Below are 15,117 nucleotides of genomic sequence, written 5' to 3'. Positions count from 1 at the left end.
GCGCCCCCTGCAGCGTTGCTACAGCTCATACGGGGTGGCCATGGGCCGCGTAGCACGCTGGCTCAAACCTTCTACCGCGGTAACCCGGGCAATTTCAATACCATTGCGCACGATGACAACCACCGTGCCATAGATGACTTGTTCGAGGATGTACTCAAGGCTGGTCTGGGCTTCGGACAGGTCATATTTGACGTGGTGCACGATGGCGTTCCTTTTGGGAGGTTCGATTGGGGTGAGGTTCACCCCGCAGGCAAGCGGCCCGTGTAAGGCCAGATGCTGGTCAATATGATGATGCGCCCGCCGGGGAATGTGCTGCCTAAAAACGCCACCGCTGAAAAGATTTTCGATTGTTTATTCTGATTTTCCAGAATTTGCACATTATCTATTCATTGAGGTGAATGTCTGATCACTTCACAGCCCCATCAGGGCAAGCGCAAACCGGGGCCGGGTCGCGAGGCCCTCAATGCATTTTCACGCCTGCAGAGAAAGTCTTGCTTCATGCAGGCTGTTTTTCCAATCACTTGAAATGCTTAGCCTGCACCCACTTTCCCAGCCTCTGGATACAACCCATGAAAGCCGTCGTCTATACCCAACCCGGTTTGCCCATTCAGGACCCACAGTCGCTCTACGACACAGAATTGCCCGCGCCCCAGGCGGGTGCCAGGGATCTGCTGGTCGAGGTCAAGGCCATTGCGGTAAACCCGGTCGACACGAAAATACGGGCAAGCCGTGGCGGCCAACAGCCACAGGTGCTCGGCTGGGACGCTGTCGGGGTTGTGCGCGAGGTAGGCCCTGAAGTGACGTTGTTCCGGCCCGGCGACGAAGTGTTCTACGCCGGTGCCATCGACCGCCCGGGCAGCTACAGCGAGCTGCATGTAGTTGACGAGCGTATCGTCGGGCACAAGCCCCGTAGTCTGAATAACGCTGATGCTGCGGCGTTGCCGTTGACCTCCATCACCGCCTGGGAGTTGCTGTTCGACCGCCTGGGCATCGCAGAGCAGGCTGGCCAAGGGCAAAGCCTGCTGGTGGTCGGCGCTGCCGGCGGGGTGGGCTCCATCCTGATCCAGCTTGCCAGCAAGCTTACGCAATTGACGGTGATCGGTACCGCCTCCAGGGCTGAAAGCCAAAAGTGGATCGAGGAACTGGGTGCGGATCATGTCATCGACCACACCCGGCCGATCGCCGCTCAGCTTGCAGCGCATGAACTCGAGTGCGTGGACTATGTGATCAGCCTGACGCACACCGATACCTACCTGGACCAGTTGGTAGAAGTGCTTCGCCCTCAAGGCAAGCTGGCGCTGATCGACGATCCGGCGCAGCTGGATGTCGTGCCCCTCAAGCGCAAGTCACTGTCGCTGCACTGGGAGCTCATGTTCACCCGCTCGCTGTACCAGACCGACGACATGATCAAGCAACATCATCTGCTCGAACGCGTCTCCAGCCTGGTCGACAAGGGCGTGCTGCGGACTACCCTGGGCGAGCACTTCGGTGCAATCAATGCCGAGAACCTCCGGCGTGCGCACGCCGTCATCGAGAGCGGCAAGGCCCGGGGCAAGATCGTGTTGGAAAGCTTCTGACCGGAGCGCGAAGCAATCGCGCCTTGGTTCACGAGCGGGGGTGGCACCGCTCGTCGCTTCCTCGGCGCATTGGAACCAACGCGCAGGTACCAGCCTCCTCGAACCGGTATGAGCATTCTCAACTGCAGGAGCTTTTACCATGCGCGACTACCCTACCCCGCCGTTCCCGTCTCAACCGCAGAGCGTTCCTGGTACGCAGCGCAAGATGGAGCCATACCCGGATTGCGGCGAGCAGTCCTATACCGGCCATGGCCGGCTTGCAGGCAAGATCGCCCTGATTACAGGGGCCGACAGTGGCATCGGCCGGGCGGTGGCCATCGCTTATGCCCGGGAAGGTGCAGATGTTGCCATCAGCTACCTCGACGAGCATGAGGATGCGCAGGAAACCGCACGCTGGGTCGAGGCGGCAGGCCGCCAATGCCTGATGCTGCCTGGTGACCTGGCGCACAAGCAACACTGCCAGGCCATCGTGGCCAAGACCGTCGAGCGGTTTGGCCGCATCGATGTCCTGGTGAACAATGCCGCGTTCCAGATGGCCCACGAAACCCTGGAGGAAATTGACGATGATGAATGGGTGAAAACCTTCGATATCAACATCACCGCCATTTTCCGCATTTGCAAGGCGGCGTTGCCTTCCATGCCCAAGGGCAGCTCGATCATCAATACCAGTTCGGTGAACTCCGACGACCCCTCCCCCAGCTTGCTGCCGTATGCGGCGACCAAAGGTGCCATCGCCAACTTCACGGCCGGCCTGGCGCAGTTGCTGGGCAAAAAGGGCATTCGCGTGAACAGCGTAGCCCCGGGGCCCATCTGGACCCCGTTGATTCCGGCGACCATGCCCGACGAGGCGGTCCGGAACTTCGGCTCCGGCTACCCCATGGGCCGCCCTGGGCAACCCGTCGAGGTTGCGCCGATCTACGTGCTGCTGGCATCTGACGAAGCCAGCTACATCAGCGGGTCGCGCTATGCCGTGACAGGTGGTAAACCGATTCTTTGACGGCAGAGCCGCCCTGCCAACCCCGGCATTATCGTTCGGGCTGCGCGCCTAGCATGGCATGTACCCTGGCCACCAGTTCGTCTACGGCGAAAGGCTTGGTCAGTAAAGCCGATGGGTCGCGCAGAAGCTCGTGCTCGAACAAGGCCGGGTTGGTGAAACCCGTCATGAAGATAACGGGCAGCGCCTTGCGAATCTGGCGGCTGGACGACGCCATCTGAAGACCGTCAATGCCGCCAGGCAGCCCGACATCCGTTACCAGCAAATCGATGCGTGTGTCGGAAGACAGCAGCTGCAAGCCAGCCTGGCTATCCGCCGCCTCGATGACCGTACACCCCAAACCGCCGAGCACATCACTGACGAACAGGCGCACGGAGGGTTCATCGTCAACGACCAGTACAGTACGGTCAGACCACCGGCCACACAGGCCATGCTCGAGTGCTGCGCGGCCCGCCAACTGCGGCTGGCCCCTCTCTGCCGGCAGGGACAATTCAACCCGCGTCCCTACCCCCTCCTCAGAACTGATCCTTACCTGGCCACCCGACTGCTTGGCAAAACCGTAGACCATCGACAAGCCCAGCCCAGTGCCTTCGCCTATCGACTTGGTGGTGAAGAACGGCTCGCACGCCTTGGCGAGCGTATCTGCACACATGCCCATACCGTTGTCGGTGACGCTGATGGTCAGGTACTCGCCTGGCTGCAGTTCGGCATCCAGCCCAGGGCCTGCCTCCAAGGTATGGTTGGCCGTAGCGATCGTGATCGTGCCAGGCTTCTGCGCCAGGGCATCGCGGGCATTGATGCAAAGGTTCAACAGGGAGTTTTCGACCTGTACCGGGTCAACCAGGCACGCGGCCAACTGCGCGTTCAGATTGACCTTGAGGGCAATCGACGGTCCGACCGTGCGGCTGATAAGGTCCTTCAAACCCTCGACCAGCTCATTGACATCGGTGCGCACGGGCAGCAACGGCTGCCGACGGGAAAACGCCAGTAACCGGTGGGTCAACGCTGCGGCCTTCTGCGCTGCCCGGTGCGCGACTTCGAGGTACCGCTCAACGTCTGCAGTGCGCCCAGCCTTGCCGCGCATCCGGGCAAGGTCAAGGCTGCCAATGATGCCTGCCAGCAGGTTGTTGAAATCGTGGGCGATGCCACCAGTGAGCTGACCGATGGCCTCCATTTTTTGCGCCTGGCGCAGTGCCTCCTGCGCCGCCTCACGCTCGGCAACCGCTTCGCTGACCCGCTTTTCCAGCGTGCGGTTCAGCTCCAGCAGTTCAGCTTCCGCCTGCTTGCGCCCGGAAACGTCAATCGATGAGCCGATCAGGCCGATGATCTGCCCGGCTTCATCGACCAGCGGGGCCTTGACTGACAACCAGGTGGTTGCCGAGCCATCGGGCATGTCGACCCGCTCTTCAACCTGCACGGTCTTGCCGCTGCCCATCACCAGCCGATCCGTTTCCATCACCTGGCGCGCCTGGTCCTTGTCTTCCAGGAACTCCAGGTCGGTCTTGCCCAGGTAGAATTCGGGCGGTTTGCCAATCAGCTGCGTCGCGCCGTGGTTGGCAATCAGCATCCTGCCGTCGAGATCCTTGGCGTAGACCACGCCCGGCACGGCGGCCGTAAACGTGCGCAACAGCGCCGAGACCCGATCGCGTTCCGCTTCGGCGGCCCTGCGCGCTTCGATGTCCATGAGCACACCCGGGAACCGCACGGCTCGCCCGCTATGGTCCAGCTCGGCATGGCCGTTGGCTTCGATCCAGTGGTAGACACCGTCCTCGTTACGCACGCGGTATTCACAGCGAAACGCTCCGCCGTTGGCCACTGCCCGCTGGATATCCTGATGCACCCGCGCACGGTCATCGGGGTAAATCGCCGAAAACGCTTCAGCCAAGGGGATGCCGGCCTGACACTGCTGCGCAGGAATGCCGAACGAACGGGAGAAACGCTCGTCTGCAGTGACCCGATCGTTGGGAATATCCCAGACCCAGGTACCGACGATAGCGGCTGCCTCCAGCACAAGTCGCAATTTTTCCGAGGAATCATCTGCAATAGAGAGTAATTCAGAACGGGTATTCAATGCCGACGGTGCGGCAACCCCCTCTTTATTCATGATCCACCTCTGTGGGAGCCTCATAATCCTGGCAATGTCGGCAGCCGCTGCTCACCGACATGTGACGCTGGTATAGGTCACGGACCAAGCTGTAGACGAAGGTGTACAGAGCCTATGACCCTAGCGCAAGTGTTGGACCACAAGCAGGTGCAAACAATTCAATAACTTGGAAGGGCTCAGTCGTGCAGCCGCTGGCCGCGGCTCAGGTAACGCCGGTAGGCCCATCCAGCACCTGCCTGACCCGGCGGGCCAGGTCATGGGGCTGGCAAGGCTTGGATATCACCTCGAACTCCGAGCCGCCGATGTCGGTGCGCTCGATCGAATTTTCAGCATAGCCAGTCGTGAGCAACACCTTGATCTGCGGTTGCAGCCTGCGCACCTCCCGGGCAAGCATGACGCCGTTCATGCCGCCTGGCATGATCAGGTCGGTGAACAACAGGTCGTAGCGCTCGCCAGCCTGGATAAGCTTCAACGCTTCCCGCGCATTGAGCACCATGTCGGCAGCGTAGCCGTAGTCCTCGAGCACCATTTTTGCCAGCTCTGCCACATCCGGGCGGTCTTCCACGATGAGGATACGCTCTGAGCCCCCACCGCGTTCGGCGGTCTTCACGGCGGGCTGCTGGACGACCTTGGCGTCGTCGACGGGGAAGTACAGGCGCAGGGTCGTGCCTTCCCCCTCTTCGGTGTAGATGCGCGCAGCACCCCCGGATTGCCTGGCGAAGCCGTAGACCATCGACAGGCCCAGCCCCGAGCCCTTGCCCTCTTCCTTGGTGGTGAAAAACGGGTCCATGACGCGGTCACGGATGCTGGCCGGCATGCCTATACCATTGTCGGTCACGGACAGGCTGACATAGTTGCCGGGCAAAAGGCCGTCGAAGGAATGGTTGATGTCGGTGACCAGCACATTGCGGGTTTCAATGAACACGTGCGGGCGCTTGCGCCCTATCAGCGCGTCGCGCGCGTTCATGAAGATATTGAGCAGTGCCACTTCGGCCTGCGTGGGGTCGATGCGGCAATTGCGCAGGTCGGCCTCGAAGTCGAACTCCACCAGAACATCGGCGCCGAAGGTCCGCTCCATCATGGGCCGCAGGTCATCGACCAGGTGGTTGAGGTTGAGCACGCGCCCATGCAGTTTCTGCTTGCGGGCGAAGGCCAGCAACTGCTTGGTCAGGGTGCTGGCGCGCTCCACCGCCGTCTGCGCGTGCCCCACACTGCGGCGGATGCGATTGAGGTCGACCTGAGTCTTGTCAGCCTCATTGGCGATCAGCCCCAGGTACCCACTCATCACCTGCAACAGGTTGTTGAAATCGTGGGCGATACCGCCTGTGAGCTGGCCCAGCGCCTCCATTTTCTGGGCCTGGCGCAAGGCGTCCTCGGCATCGCGACGGCGGCTGACGTCCAGCTGCGAGGCAAAGTGATAGATCAGGTCGCCGCGCTCATTGAAGATCGGCGAGATGAACAGCGCGTTCCAGAAGCTGGAGCCATCCTTGCGGTAATTGAGAATTTCCGTGGCGATATCCACACGCTGTTCGATGCTATCGCGCAAGGTTGCGACCACCTCGGTATCGGTTTCCGGGCCCTGCAGGAACCGGCAATTGCGCCCGAGGATCTCTGCCAGCTCATAGCCGGTCATGTCGAGGAACGCCCGGTTGGCGAAAATGATGGGGTTATCGTCACGGTTGGGATCGGTGACGATCATGGGCATCCGCGTGGTTTCCACGGCCGCGAAGAACATGTCGTGGGGCAGCTCGGAAATATCCCCTGAAGCCTGGTTACTGACGCGGGCCTTTTTACTGCTCACGGAAAACTCCTCGATCATTACCGATGCAGGTCCAATCTGGACAACGACAGCGGGCAGATTGCTCAATGCAGACAGCAGCGCTGCCAGGCCTGCGCTGCCGGCGCATGTGGCCCACCGAATTTGCCAATAAATTGCCGTTTCTGAACGTTGCCGACTTGCCGAGTTCCCCGGCATGGACCATCTTGAAAGCAGCCACCGCAGGAGTCGTATCCATGAGAGCACTGACTTACCACGGGCCGCAGGACGTTCGCGTCGACAATGTTCCGGATCCCATCCTCGAGCACGACGACGACGTCATCTTGCGAGTCACCGCCACAGCCATTTGCGGTTCTGACTTGCACCTGTACCACGGCAGGATCCCGGAGACCAAACCTGGCGACATTTTCGGCCACGAATTCATGGGCATCGTCGAAGAAACCGGGCGCGGGGTTACCCACTTGCAGGTCGGTGACCGCGTGGTGATCCCGTTCGTGATCGCCTGTGGTAGCTGCTTCTTCTGCCAGCTCGACCAGTTCGCCGCCTGCGAAACCACCAACCGAGGCCGCGGCGCCATCGTCAACAAGAAAAGCATCCCACCCGGCGCCGCCCTGTTCGGTTACAGCCACCTCTACGGTGGCGTGCCCGGCGGCCAGGCCGAGTATGTGCGCGTGCCGAAGGCCAATGTCGGCCCGTTCAAGGTGCCGACAGCGCTGCCCGACGACAAGGTGTTGTTCCTCTCCGATATCCTGCCCACCGCCTGGCAAGCAGTTACCAACGCCCAGGTGGGCCAGGGTTCGACGCTGGCGATCTACGGTGCCGGCCCGGTCGGGCTGCTGAGTGCCGCCTGTGCGCGGATGCTGGGCGCCCAGACCATCTTCATGGTAGATGCCAACCAGCACCGCCTGGCCTTCGCCCACGACACCTATGGCGTAGTGCCGATCAATATCGAGGACGACGACGACCCGGCCGACAGCATCATCCGCCTCACCCCGGGTATGCGTGGGGTAGATGCCGTGATTGACGCGGTAGGTTTCGAAGCCAAAGGCAGTACCGCCGAAGCGGTGTTGACCGCACTGAAGATCGAGGGCAGTAACGGCAAGGCACTGCGCCAGAGCATTGCCGCCGTACGCCGCGGGGGCATCGTCAGTGTGCCGGGGGTATACGCCGGGTACGTACACGGGTTCATGTTCGGCGATGCCTTCGACAAAGGCCTGACCTTCAAGATGGGCCAGACCCATGTGCAGAAGTTCCTGCCCGAACTGCTCGCCTGTATCGAGAACGGGCGCCTGCAACCCGAACTCATCGTGACACATCGCATGGCCCTGGAGGAGGCGGCCTTCGCCTACAAGATGTTCGATCAGAAGAGCCACGACTGCCGCAAGGTCATACTGGTTCCAGGTGCTGCGCCAAGTAACCTGGCCGCGAGCGTTGGCACAGGGTTACCACGCCATCGTTGAGGCGAGGTCTGCTACCGGCGGCGTTGCTCAGGCCAGCTGGATGAACACCGCATAGGCACCCAGGATCAGCCAGAACACCAGGAATATCCACGGTGTACGCAGCGAGAACAGCAGCGACTTGCGGTGCCCGGCCTGTGATGTTTCCGCCTCACTGAACAGAGGCGACTCGTCATAGGCCAGGCCCATCAACGGCTCGCTGCGCAGCAAATGGCTCTGTTTGAGTTGCCAGTGCTCGATGATGCGATAGGCCGCGCGGATACCGGGCCAGGCATTGAGCGAGCTGAGTATGCCAAGCAAGGCCAGAAACGGCGGGACCATCAGGGTGAACATTTCGCCCCAGCTCTGGTTGAGGTTACCCATCGATGACACGAACGCGATGACCAGAAATGACTGTGCGGCCAGGTAGGCGTCGGTGCGGTTGGCAAGAATACTGGTCTCATACTGGATTTCACCGCGATAGAAATCCAGCCGCTCCTTGGGTGAGCCGAACATATGGGCGTTGTGTGCGCTGACCTCATGCTCCGGCGTGGTGGGGGTTATGATGCGCGGCACAGGTCGGCTCCTGATGGGTGAGATCTGATGAACCCTGGCGGTTGCAAGCACGCCCAGCCTCAGGCGCCGTGCTCACCCTTCTCGCGCGCTTCCTTCTGGGCGGTGGAGTCATGCGAAGTGCCCCCGGAGCCATCCGGGCGCTGGGCATCGTTGTCGCGCTCCTGTTCGCCTGTGGTTTCGGCCTGCTCGGTGGCTTTGTCCTTCTCTGACGCTGTCATGGTGCTTATCCTCTGCTGTGTGGTGTTAATGAGGGCCGGTAACATGAATCTGTAGCCCCCGACGAAGTTCAGCGGGTCTTGCCAAAGCAGGATCAACGGCAGGCGGCGTGCGGGCGGTCTCAGCTTTTGCCCGGCCCGCCATTCGAGAACTTCTTCACATCAATGGGCTGGGCAACGAACTCCGGGCCATCCCCCGAGGCGCGCCAGCGCACATTCCCGATGCCATAGCGCTCAGCCATGGGGCGGCTGACCTTCTTGATCGTGTGCTGGCCAAAGCGGGGAATAATTCCTACGCCTGCATCACAGCTCGCCCAGTGCCAGGCCTCGGCGTTGTCCATACGCCCCAGGCGGATGATGAAGGTGCGAAATTCACCGTGAAGCTCATACTCGATCACATACAACTGCTGCCCTGCCATTGGACTCTCCTCCATCGATTCAGACTAATGGAGTGAACCGACGCTAGAAAATTCAGAAATTTTTGACCACTTGGTCATTCCCCTGCTCAGTACGCCGGTTCGCTGATCAACCGCATTGAACCTTGCCGCTTGGCGCTGGCTCAACACTTCACGACCGTGACCTTTTTCCCGCCTATGAGGGGTACCACATGAACGCAATCGAACTGTTGATCCAGGACCACCAGTTGGTGAAGAAACTGCTCGAAGAACTGTCCTCGACTACCGAGCGCGCGGTAAAGAAGCGTGCCGAGCTGCTTGCACGGATCAAGCAGGAACTCGACATCCACACGGCCCTGGAAGAAGAGATCCTGTACCCGGCGATCAAGCAGGCCGGCGGCAAGGAAGAGGCCAAGATGTATTACGAGGCCAAAGAGGAACACCGCACTGTCGACTCGCTGGTCATCCCGGACTTGCTGCACACCGAAACCGGCACTGTGGAGTTCGCCGGCAGGGTCAAAGTGATGAAGGAGCTGCTCGAACACCATATTGAGGAGGAAGAAAGCGAGCTGTTCCCCACTGCCCGCAAGCTGTTGGGCAAGCAGGAGCTGGAGGAAATGGGGCGGGCCATGGAGGCGCAGAAGAAATTGCTCAAGGAAGAGCAGCGAGCGGCATGACCTTGGCCTGCGCGCCCTCCCCGGGCGCGCAGCCACCGGCTTTATTCAGTAGGCGATTCAGTGTTGATCATAGGTGCCGCCTCTGCCAGCGCAAAGGCCCGGCGCTGCTCACGCCGACGGGCGAACGCACGCGCAGGCAACGGCTCCAGGCGTTGTGGCTGGCCAGTCAGCAAGGCGCGCTCGATTGCCGCCACTACCCGCACGTCGCGCCAGCCTTCGTCACCGTCAGGTTCCGGCATTTCGTTGCGCAGAATGCAGTCGGAGAAATAAGCGGTCTCCCCGGCAAACTGGTCGACAATCGGGTTGACGTGCACACGCGTTTCGCCACCGATCGTGGCACGGTAACTGATAGCGACCCCTTCCCCGTAGCCGAAGCAAGGCGAAGCTTCGATCTCGCCTTCTGTACCCAACAGCTGGAAGCGTTCGGTGTCTGGCAACGTGTAGCTGACGGTGAACTGCGCCAGCCGCTCTTCGGGAAAGCGCAGGCTCACAGTGACCGTGTCCCAGGTTTGCAGGGTGCTGCCCGGCGAGTGGACCCCCACTGCGCTGACCTCGATCGGTTCGGCATTGAACAACTGGCGGACCATGTTCAGCGGATAAGGGCCCATGTCGGGCACCGGCCCGGCAGCAAAACCGTTCTGTGCCCGGTGGTTGCCAGGTTTGACCCGTTGGGTGAAGGTCGAGGTAAACAACCGCGGGTCGCCGAAATGGCCAGCATGCACACGCTCGATCATGTCCAGCGTGCCAGGCTCGCAGTGCAAGCGGTAGGCAATCATCAGCTTTGCCCCCGAGCGGTTCGCCGCCTCGATCATCGCTTTGCAATCCGCCTCGCTGGTGCCCATCGGCTTTTCCAGCAGCACGTGGATACCGGCCTCCAGTGCGGGGATCACAAACTCGCGATGGCGGAAATTAGGTGTAGCAACATACACCGCGTCCACCTCACCGGCGCTTAACAGCGTCGCATACTCCTCGTAGGCATAGGCTTTGAGCCCATATTGGGCGGCCAGGTGAGATGCCTTCTGCGCATCGCCGGTGACCAGTGCGGTGATTACCGAGTTGTCGGTCTGGCCGATGCCGGGCATGAACGCGCCTTGGGAAATCGAACCACCGGCCACTACGCCATAGCGAATCTTGCCTGCTGCGGTAGGCATTGAGCTGTTCCTTTTCATCGGGATGGTTGAGCGCTTGAGCCATCAATTCGGGCGAGCCGATGGGTGGAGAAAATCCAGATATCGGCCTGCCCCAGGGCTGGATACGTGGTCCTGATCAGAACCGTGACGTGCGTTTGATCATTCGCGCAGCTTTCCATCGACCTGCGCCAACTGCCGCTTGATGGCCTCGGTTTCTGCTTCCTGCTCTTTGATGGACGTGGGCGTAATCACCTTGTCTACCGCTTCGATCTTGGGGTCGGGTTTCTCAAGCACAGGGCCAGGCACCTGCTCGCCACGTTGTGCCTCTTCCGAGGAAACGGCGCGTGGAACCTTGTCGCCGGTCTTGCCATCGGTGTGTTTCATGAGTTTCTCCTCAGCTACGTCAGGTGTATTCAGAAGAGCATGCAGGCTGGCAAAAGTTTGATTTGCCTTCCCTCAAGGCCCAGTGCCGGCGTTGCCGAGTGGTCAGTTTGTGTTCCCATGGGCAGATTGAATGGAACGGTCAACGCGGCCACACCGCCTAACGCCGTACCCACTCACCCTCAGGAGAACCACCATGATCGACCCTTCTCATCCCGACCCCTATGTTGACGAGATACCCCACAACCCCGGCGAGCCAGTACCCGAACCCGAGCCACCGGTGCAAGCGCCCGATTGGCCGGAAGGCCAGGTTCCGCCTGAGGAGCAGTCCGACGGTTGAACCCAGCCATGCACCATCCGTCGCGCGCTACGCACGGAGGGTGCGCCGACCAGGACCAATTAGAGGTGATCAACCTTGCTGGAGACTCACCATGAAGACTTTCAAGCCCCACGCGCTGTTTTTGGCACTATGCCTTGGAGCCAGTGCGCCGCTGGCCCTGGCCGCCACCGACATGAATGACCAGCGTGCCCCTGCTACCCACACGGATGACAGCGGCCACATGAACGGCAACGGCGGCGCTACCGGGTCCGGCACACCAAGCGATGGCATGGGTACCGGCGCCGGCGGTACCGACAGCAATGACACGGATAAAACAGGTGGAGATGGCACCACCCAGGGCTCGGGTAGTGGCGGGACAGGGAACGGCACCGGAACGGGTCAGGGTGGCGGATCTGGAACAGGTGGCAGCGGCGGGAATGGCGCCGGTGGTTGAGCCAGCCAGCCGTAGCGCGGTATGTGCCCACTCGGGTGGCCCGCGCGCACTCACTTGAAACTTTACCGCCCGCTGCCCAGTCCAGACCCCTATCGATCACGCCTAGGGGGAACATGATGAGCAGCACAGTGGGTGACTTTCTGGTGGAGCGTCTGTACCAATGGGGTGTGCGGCGTATTTTTGGCTACCCTGGCGACGGTATCAACGGGGTGTTCGGTGCCTTGCGGCGGGCTGAGGGCAAGATCCAGTTCGTGCAGGCACGCCATGAGGAAATGGCCGCATTCATGGCCAGTGCACACGCCAAGTTCACCGGTGAACTTGGCGTGTGCATCGCAACTTCCGGCCCAGGCGCTTCGCACCTGCTGACGGGCTTGTATGATGCGCGCATGGATCACCAGCCGGTTCTGGCGATTGTAGGCCAGCAGGCGCGCGCCGCGCTCGGCGGGCACTATCAGCAGGAGCTGGACCTGGTGTCGATGTTCAAGGACGTTGCCGGGGCCTTCGTGCAGCAGGCGTCAACCCCAGCGCAAGTGCGGCACCTGCTTGACCGCGCGGTACGCACTGCCGTCGGCGAGCGCCGGGTTACCGCTGTCATTCTCCCCAACGACTTGCAGGACCTGCCTTATGAGGACCCACCGCGGGCCCACGGCACCGTGCACTCCGGCGTTGGCTACAGCAAGCCCAAGGTGGTCCCGTTCGCAGCCGACCTGCAGCGCGCCGCCGAGGTGCTGAACGCGGGGCGCAAGGTGGCGATACTGGTGGGTGCAGGCGCGCTGCAGGCCAGCGAACAGGTGGTGGCGGTGGCTGAAGCACTGGGTGCTGGCGTGGCCAAGGCGCTGTTGGGCAAGGCGGTATTGCCCGACGATCTGCCGTGGGTGACCGGGGCGATAGGCCTGCTAGGCACCGAGCCCAGTGCGCACCTGATGAACGAATGCGACACTTTGCTGATGATCGGTTCCGGCTTCCCCTACGCCGAATTCATGCCCAAGGAAGGCCAGGCCCGTGGCGTGCAGATCGACCTGCAGCCAGACATGCTCAGCTTGCGCTACCCGATGGAAGTCAACTTGGTGGGGGATGCCAGCGAAACACTGCAGGCCCTGCTGCCGCTACTGGAGCACAAGACCGATCGGCGCTGGCGGGCCAAGGTCGAAGGCTGGCGCGGCAAGTGGGACAAGACCTTGGCCAAGCGGGCCATGGCCAAGGCAGACCCCATCAACCCGCAGCGGGTCGTGCACGAACTCTCCCCGCGCCTGCCCGACCATGCCATTGTCACCAGCGACTCGGGTTCCTGCGCCAACTGGTATGCCCGCGACCTCATGGTGCGCCAAGGCATGCAGTGTTCGTTGTCAGGGGGCCTGGCGAGCATGGGCGCGGCGGTACCTTATGCCATCGCCGCCAAGTTCGCCCACCCGCAGCGTGGCGTGATCGCGCTGGTAGGTGACGGCGCGATGCAGATGAGCAACCTGGCCGAGCTGATTACCGTTGCCAAGTACTGGCAGCAATGGGACAACCCCCAGTGGATCTGCGCGGTGTTCAACAACGAAGACCTCAACCAGGTCACCTGGGAACAACGGGTCATGGAAGGCGACCCGAAGTTCGAGGCTTCACAGTCAATTCCTGATGTGCCTTATCACCTGTTCGCCATCTCCATCGGCCTGCAGGGTATCTACGTGGAGCGAGAGGAGGATATCGCCGACGCGTGGGAGCGGGCGCTGGCGGCTGACCGGCCTGTGCTGATCGAGTTCAAGACCGACCCGAATGTGCCTCCCCTGCCCCCACACATCAAGTTGGAGCAGGCCAAGAACTTCGCCAGCAGCCTGCTCAAGGGCGACCCTGACCAGGCCGGGGTCATCGTGCAGGCGGCCAAACAGGTGCTCAGCTCGGTGCTGCCGGGCAAGAAGTAACGCACCACAAGACTGCGCTACCGGAATGGGCCTCGGCTGTTCCGGTAGCCACCGAGGCAGAGCGCTTTGCCCGTTGCCTCAGTTGCGGCGGCGGCCGCCCAATTCGACCCACACAGGGGCGTGATCGCTGGCCTTGGCCTCATTGCGCACCCAGGCATCTACCCCCGCCCCTTTCAGGTAAGGGGCGAGCTCGCGGTTGAGCAGCAGGTGGTCGATGCGCAGCCCGGCGTTACGTGCCCAGTGATTGCGGAAGTAATCCCAGAAGGTGTACACGCGCTCGTCCGGGTACAGGTGGCGAACGGCATCCGTCCAACCTTGCGTCAGCAGACGCTCGAAACAGGCACGAGACTCTGGCTGCAACAAGGCATCCTTGAGCCAGGAACGTGTGTCGTAAATGTCCAGGTCCGTGGGCACCACGTTGAAATCACCCGCCAGGAGCGCTGGGTGCCCATTGGCATACAGCGTTTGCGCATGCTGGATCAGGCATTCGAACCAGCGCAACTTGTAATCGAATTTCGGCCCAGGCTGCGGATTACCGTTGGGCAGATACAAGCACCCGACCAGCAGCCCATGCGCCGCTGCTTCCAGGTAACGGCTCTGGGTGTCGTCCTCCATGCCTGGCAGGCCACGTCGCACCTCCAGCGGCTCGCTGTCACGCGCCAGAATGGCCACGCCGTTCCAGGCGGGCTGGCCCTGATAAACACAGCCGTAACCTGCCGCTTCAATTTCCTGGCGCGGAAACTTGTGATCGGCGGCCTTCAACTCCTGCAGGCAGGCGATGTCGGGCCGTTCGCGCTTCAACCACTCCAGCAACGCAGGCAAGCGACTGCTGATGCCATTGATGTTGAACGTGGCGATGCGGAGGCTTTTCATGCGTCAGGGTCATTCACATGGGCCTGAACTGCGTCTTCCAGCGCTCGCACATGGGCTTCGTCAGCCAGTGCCTTGAGCGCCAGCCAGTCGTCCCAGTCGAGTGTGCCATCGTCGCGCAGTGCCTCGGCGGTGCGCAGCAGTTCATGGTGGTAGGCGTCTGGCGATTCGCTGCGGTAACTGACGTCGTCGTACTGCGCGTACCACGCTGCCAGCTCGGGAATGCTGCGTTCGATACTCATGGCGCTGCCCTCGCTCAATCATTAAGGGTGAGAGCACCTCGAGCGCGCGATGTTCAGTCCGGGTGC

At 61.6% G+C, this 15,117-nt stretch carries 18 protein-coding genes; 7 read left to right on the top strand and 11 right to left on the bottom strand.

The window, feature by feature from the left end; translation table 11 throughout:
* Positions 1–18: 18 nt before the first annotated feature.
* Positions 19–201, bottom strand: coding sequence for a hypothetical protein (locus QME24_RS04580; RefSeq protein WP_009685512.1), 183 nt, complete (start codon positions 199–201; stop codon positions 19–21).
* A 38-nt stretch (positions 202–239) separates the two neighbouring features.
* Positions 240–377 carry a hypothetical protein gene (locus tag QME24_RS04575; RefSeq protein WP_154211174.1) on the bottom strand — a complete coding sequence of 46 codons (138 nt, stop codon included), beginning with the start codon at positions 375–377 and terminating at the stop codon, positions 240–242.
* 192 nt (positions 378–569) lie between these two features.
* Here QME24_RS04575 and QME24_RS04570 point away from each other — a divergent pair, with 192 nt between their 5' ends.
* Together QME24_RS04570 and QME24_RS04565 are read left to right on the top strand one after the other, a co-directional pair.
* The gene (locus QME24_RS04570) at positions 570–1,577 is read left to right on the top strand and encodes a zinc-binding alcohol dehydrogenase family protein (protein WP_054903854.1); all 1,008 of its coding nucleotides are present in this window, start codon (positions 570–572) and stop codon (positions 1,575–1,577) included.
* Between the two features lie 139 nt (positions 1,578–1,716).
* Positions 1,717–2,574, top strand: coding sequence for an SDR family oxidoreductase (locus tag QME24_RS04565; protein ID WP_054903853.1), 858 nt, complete (start codon positions 1,717–1,719; stop codon positions 2,572–2,574).
* 28 nt (positions 2,575–2,602) lie between these two features.
* On the opposite strand, the gene QME24_RS04560 is transcribed toward QME24_RS04565, so the two are convergent.
* Together QME24_RS04560 and QME24_RS04555 are read right to left on the bottom strand one after the other, a co-directional pair.
* Positions 2,603–4,675: a PAS domain-containing sensor histidine kinase gene (locus QME24_RS04560; RefSeq protein WP_235768817.1), complete on the bottom strand. Its 2,073-nt coding sequence runs from the start codon at positions 4,673–4,675 to the stop codon at positions 2,603–2,605.
* A gap of 202 nt (positions 4,676–4,877) precedes the next feature.
* Positions 4,878–6,476 (bottom strand): histidine kinase famiy protein, encoded by a 1,599-nt coding sequence (locus QME24_RS04555; protein ID WP_280091812.1) that lies wholly within the window; start codon positions 6,474–6,476, stop codon positions 4,878–4,880.
* A 212-nt stretch (positions 6,477–6,688) separates the two neighbouring features.
* Here QME24_RS04555 and QME24_RS04550 point away from each other — a divergent pair, with 212 nt between their 5' ends.
* A complete protein-coding gene (locus QME24_RS04550) occupies positions 6,689–7,912 on the top strand; it encodes a zinc-dependent alcohol dehydrogenase (protein WP_054903851.1) in 1,224 nt (407 codons plus the stop codon).
* 27 nt (positions 7,913–7,939) lie between these two features.
* On the opposite strand, the gene QME24_RS04545 is transcribed toward QME24_RS04550, so the two are convergent.
* The 3 genes from QME24_RS04545 to QME24_RS04535 all read right to left on the bottom strand — a co-directional run bounded on the left by QME24_RS04545 (position 7,940) and on the right by QME24_RS04535 (position 9,098).
* Entirely contained in the window at positions 7,940–8,464 is a 525-nt protein-coding gene (locus QME24_RS04545) for a hypothetical protein (protein ID WP_054903850.1), read from the bottom strand.
* A 59-nt stretch (positions 8,465–8,523) separates the two neighbouring features.
* Positions 8,524–8,682 (bottom strand): hypothetical protein, encoded by a 159-nt coding sequence (locus QME24_RS04540; RefSeq protein WP_009685520.1) that lies wholly within the window; start codon positions 8,680–8,682, stop codon positions 8,524–8,526.
* 119 nt (positions 8,683–8,801) lie between these two features.
* A complete protein-coding gene (locus tag QME24_RS04535) occupies positions 8,802–9,098 on the bottom strand; it encodes a DUF6555 family protein (protein WP_009685521.1) in 297 nt (98 codons plus the stop codon).
* A 188-nt stretch (positions 9,099–9,286) separates the two neighbouring features.
* Here QME24_RS04535 and QME24_RS04530 point away from each other — a divergent pair, with 188 nt between their 5' ends.
* Positions 9,287–9,751 (top strand): hemerythrin domain-containing protein, encoded by a 465-nt coding sequence (locus QME24_RS04530; protein WP_054903849.1) that lies wholly within the window; start codon positions 9,287–9,289, stop codon positions 9,749–9,751.
* A gap of 41 nt (positions 9,752–9,792) precedes the next feature.
* Here QME24_RS04530 and QME24_RS04525 read toward each other — a convergent pair whose 3' ends face one another.
* Entirely contained in the window at positions 9,793–10,902 is a 1,110-nt protein-coding gene (locus QME24_RS04525; protein ID WP_054903848.1) for a Gfo/Idh/MocA family oxidoreductase, read from the bottom strand.
* A 138-nt stretch (positions 10,903–11,040) separates the two neighbouring features.
* Positions 11,041–11,265 (bottom strand): hypothetical protein, encoded by a 225-nt coding sequence (locus QME24_RS04520; RefSeq protein WP_280091286.1) that lies wholly within the window; start codon positions 11,263–11,265, stop codon positions 11,041–11,043.
* 193 nt (positions 11,266–11,458) lie between these two features.
* On the opposite strand from QME24_RS04520, the gene QME24_RS04515 reads away from it, so the two are divergent.
* From QME24_RS04515 to QME24_RS04505, 3 genes are all read left to right on the top strand, one after another.
* Positions 11,459–11,602, top strand: coding sequence for a hypothetical protein (locus QME24_RS04515; RefSeq protein ID WP_154211175.1), 144 nt, complete (start codon positions 11,459–11,461; stop codon positions 11,600–11,602).
* Between the two features lie 91 nt (positions 11,603–11,693).
* The gene (locus QME24_RS04510; RefSeq protein ID WP_054903846.1) at positions 11,694–12,035 is read left to right on the top strand and encodes a hypothetical protein; all 342 of its coding nucleotides are present in this window, start codon (positions 11,694–11,696) and stop codon (positions 12,033–12,035) included.
* Between the two features lie 116 nt (positions 12,036–12,151).
* On the top strand, positions 12,152–13,939 hold the full coding sequence (locus QME24_RS04505; protein ID WP_054903845.1) for a thiamine pyrophosphate-requiring protein: 1,788 nt from the start codon (positions 12,152–12,154) through the stop codon (positions 13,937–13,939).
* Between the two features lie 78 nt (positions 13,940–14,017).
* Here the strand turns inward: QME24_RS04505 and xth are convergent, their stop codons facing one another.
* Positions 14,018–14,812: an exodeoxyribonuclease III gene (xth, locus tag QME24_RS04500; RefSeq protein WP_054903844.1), complete on the bottom strand. Its 795-nt coding sequence runs from the start codon at positions 14,810–14,812 to the stop codon at positions 14,018–14,020.
* Entirely contained in the window at positions 14,809–15,051 is a 243-nt protein-coding gene (locus tag QME24_RS04495; RefSeq protein WP_009685528.1) for a hypothetical protein, read from the bottom strand. The genes xth and QME24_RS04495 overlap by 4 nt, the downstream gene beginning before the upstream one ends.
* Between the last annotated feature and the right edge of the window lie 66 nt (positions 15,052–15,117).

Source organism: Pseudomonas sp. PARCl1 (genome assembly GCF_947311875.1).
In the GTDB taxonomy this organism is placed as follows: Bacteria; Pseudomonadota; Gammaproteobacteria; order Pseudomonadales; family Pseudomonadaceae; genus Aquipseudomonas; species Aquipseudomonas juntendi.
The sequence above is the reverse complement of the archived record's forward strand: the minus strand, read 5'-3'. Positions and strand labels throughout refer to the sequence as shown.

Bases quoted from the DNA above. Each gene is read 5' to 3' on its own strand.
- QME24_RS04540 (WP_009685520.1), bottom strand. From the start codon at position 8,682: ATGACAGCGTCAGAGAAGGACAAAGCCACCGAGCAGGCCGAAACCACA.
- QME24_RS04520 (WP_280091286.1), bottom strand. From the start codon at position 11,265: ATGAAACACACCGATGGCAAGACCGGCGACAAGGTTCCACGCGCCGTT.
- QME24_RS04510 (WP_054903846.1), top strand. From the start codon at position 11,694: ATGAAGACTTTCAAGCCCCACGCGCTGTTTTTGGCACTATGCCTTGGA.
- QME24_RS04530 (WP_054903849.1), top strand. From the start codon at position 9,287: ATGAACGCAATCGAACTGTTGATCCAGGACCACCAGTTGGTGAAGAAA.
- QME24_RS04505 (WP_054903845.1), top strand. From the start codon at position 12,152: ATGAGCAGCACAGTGGGTGACTTTCTGGTGGAGCGTCTGTACCAATGG.
- QME24_RS04515 (WP_154211175.1), top strand. From the start codon at position 11,459: ATGATCGACCCTTCTCATCCCGACCCCTATGTTGACGAGATACCCCAC.
- QME24_RS04565 (WP_054903853.1), top strand. From the start codon at position 1,717: ATGCGCGACTACCCTACCCCGCCGTTCCCGTCTCAACCGCAGAGCGTT.
- QME24_RS04570 (WP_054903854.1), top strand. From the start codon at position 570: ATGAAAGCCGTCGTCTATACCCAACCCGGTTTGCCCATTCAGGACCCA.
- QME24_RS04535 (WP_009685521.1), bottom strand. From the start codon at position 9,098: ATGGCAGGGCAGCAGTTGTATGTGATCGAGTATGAGCTTCACGGTGAA.
- QME24_RS04495 (WP_009685528.1), bottom strand. From the start codon at position 15,051: ATGAGTATCGAACGCAGCATTCCCGAGCTGGCAGCGTGGTACGCGCAG.
- QME24_RS04560 (WP_235768817.1), bottom strand. From the start codon at position 4,675: ATGAATAAAGAGGGGGTTGCCGCACCGTCGGCATTGAATACCCGTTCT.
- QME24_RS04525 (WP_054903848.1), bottom strand. From the start codon at position 10,902: ATGCCTACCGCAGCAGGCAAGATTCGCTATGGCGTAGTGGCCGGTGGT.
- xth (WP_054903844.1), bottom strand. From the start codon at position 14,812: ATGAAAAGCCTCCGCATCGCCACGTTCAACATCAATGGCATCAGCAGT.
- QME24_RS04550 (WP_054903851.1), top strand. From the start codon at position 6,689: ATGAGAGCACTGACTTACCACGGGCCGCAGGACGTTCGCGTCGACAAT.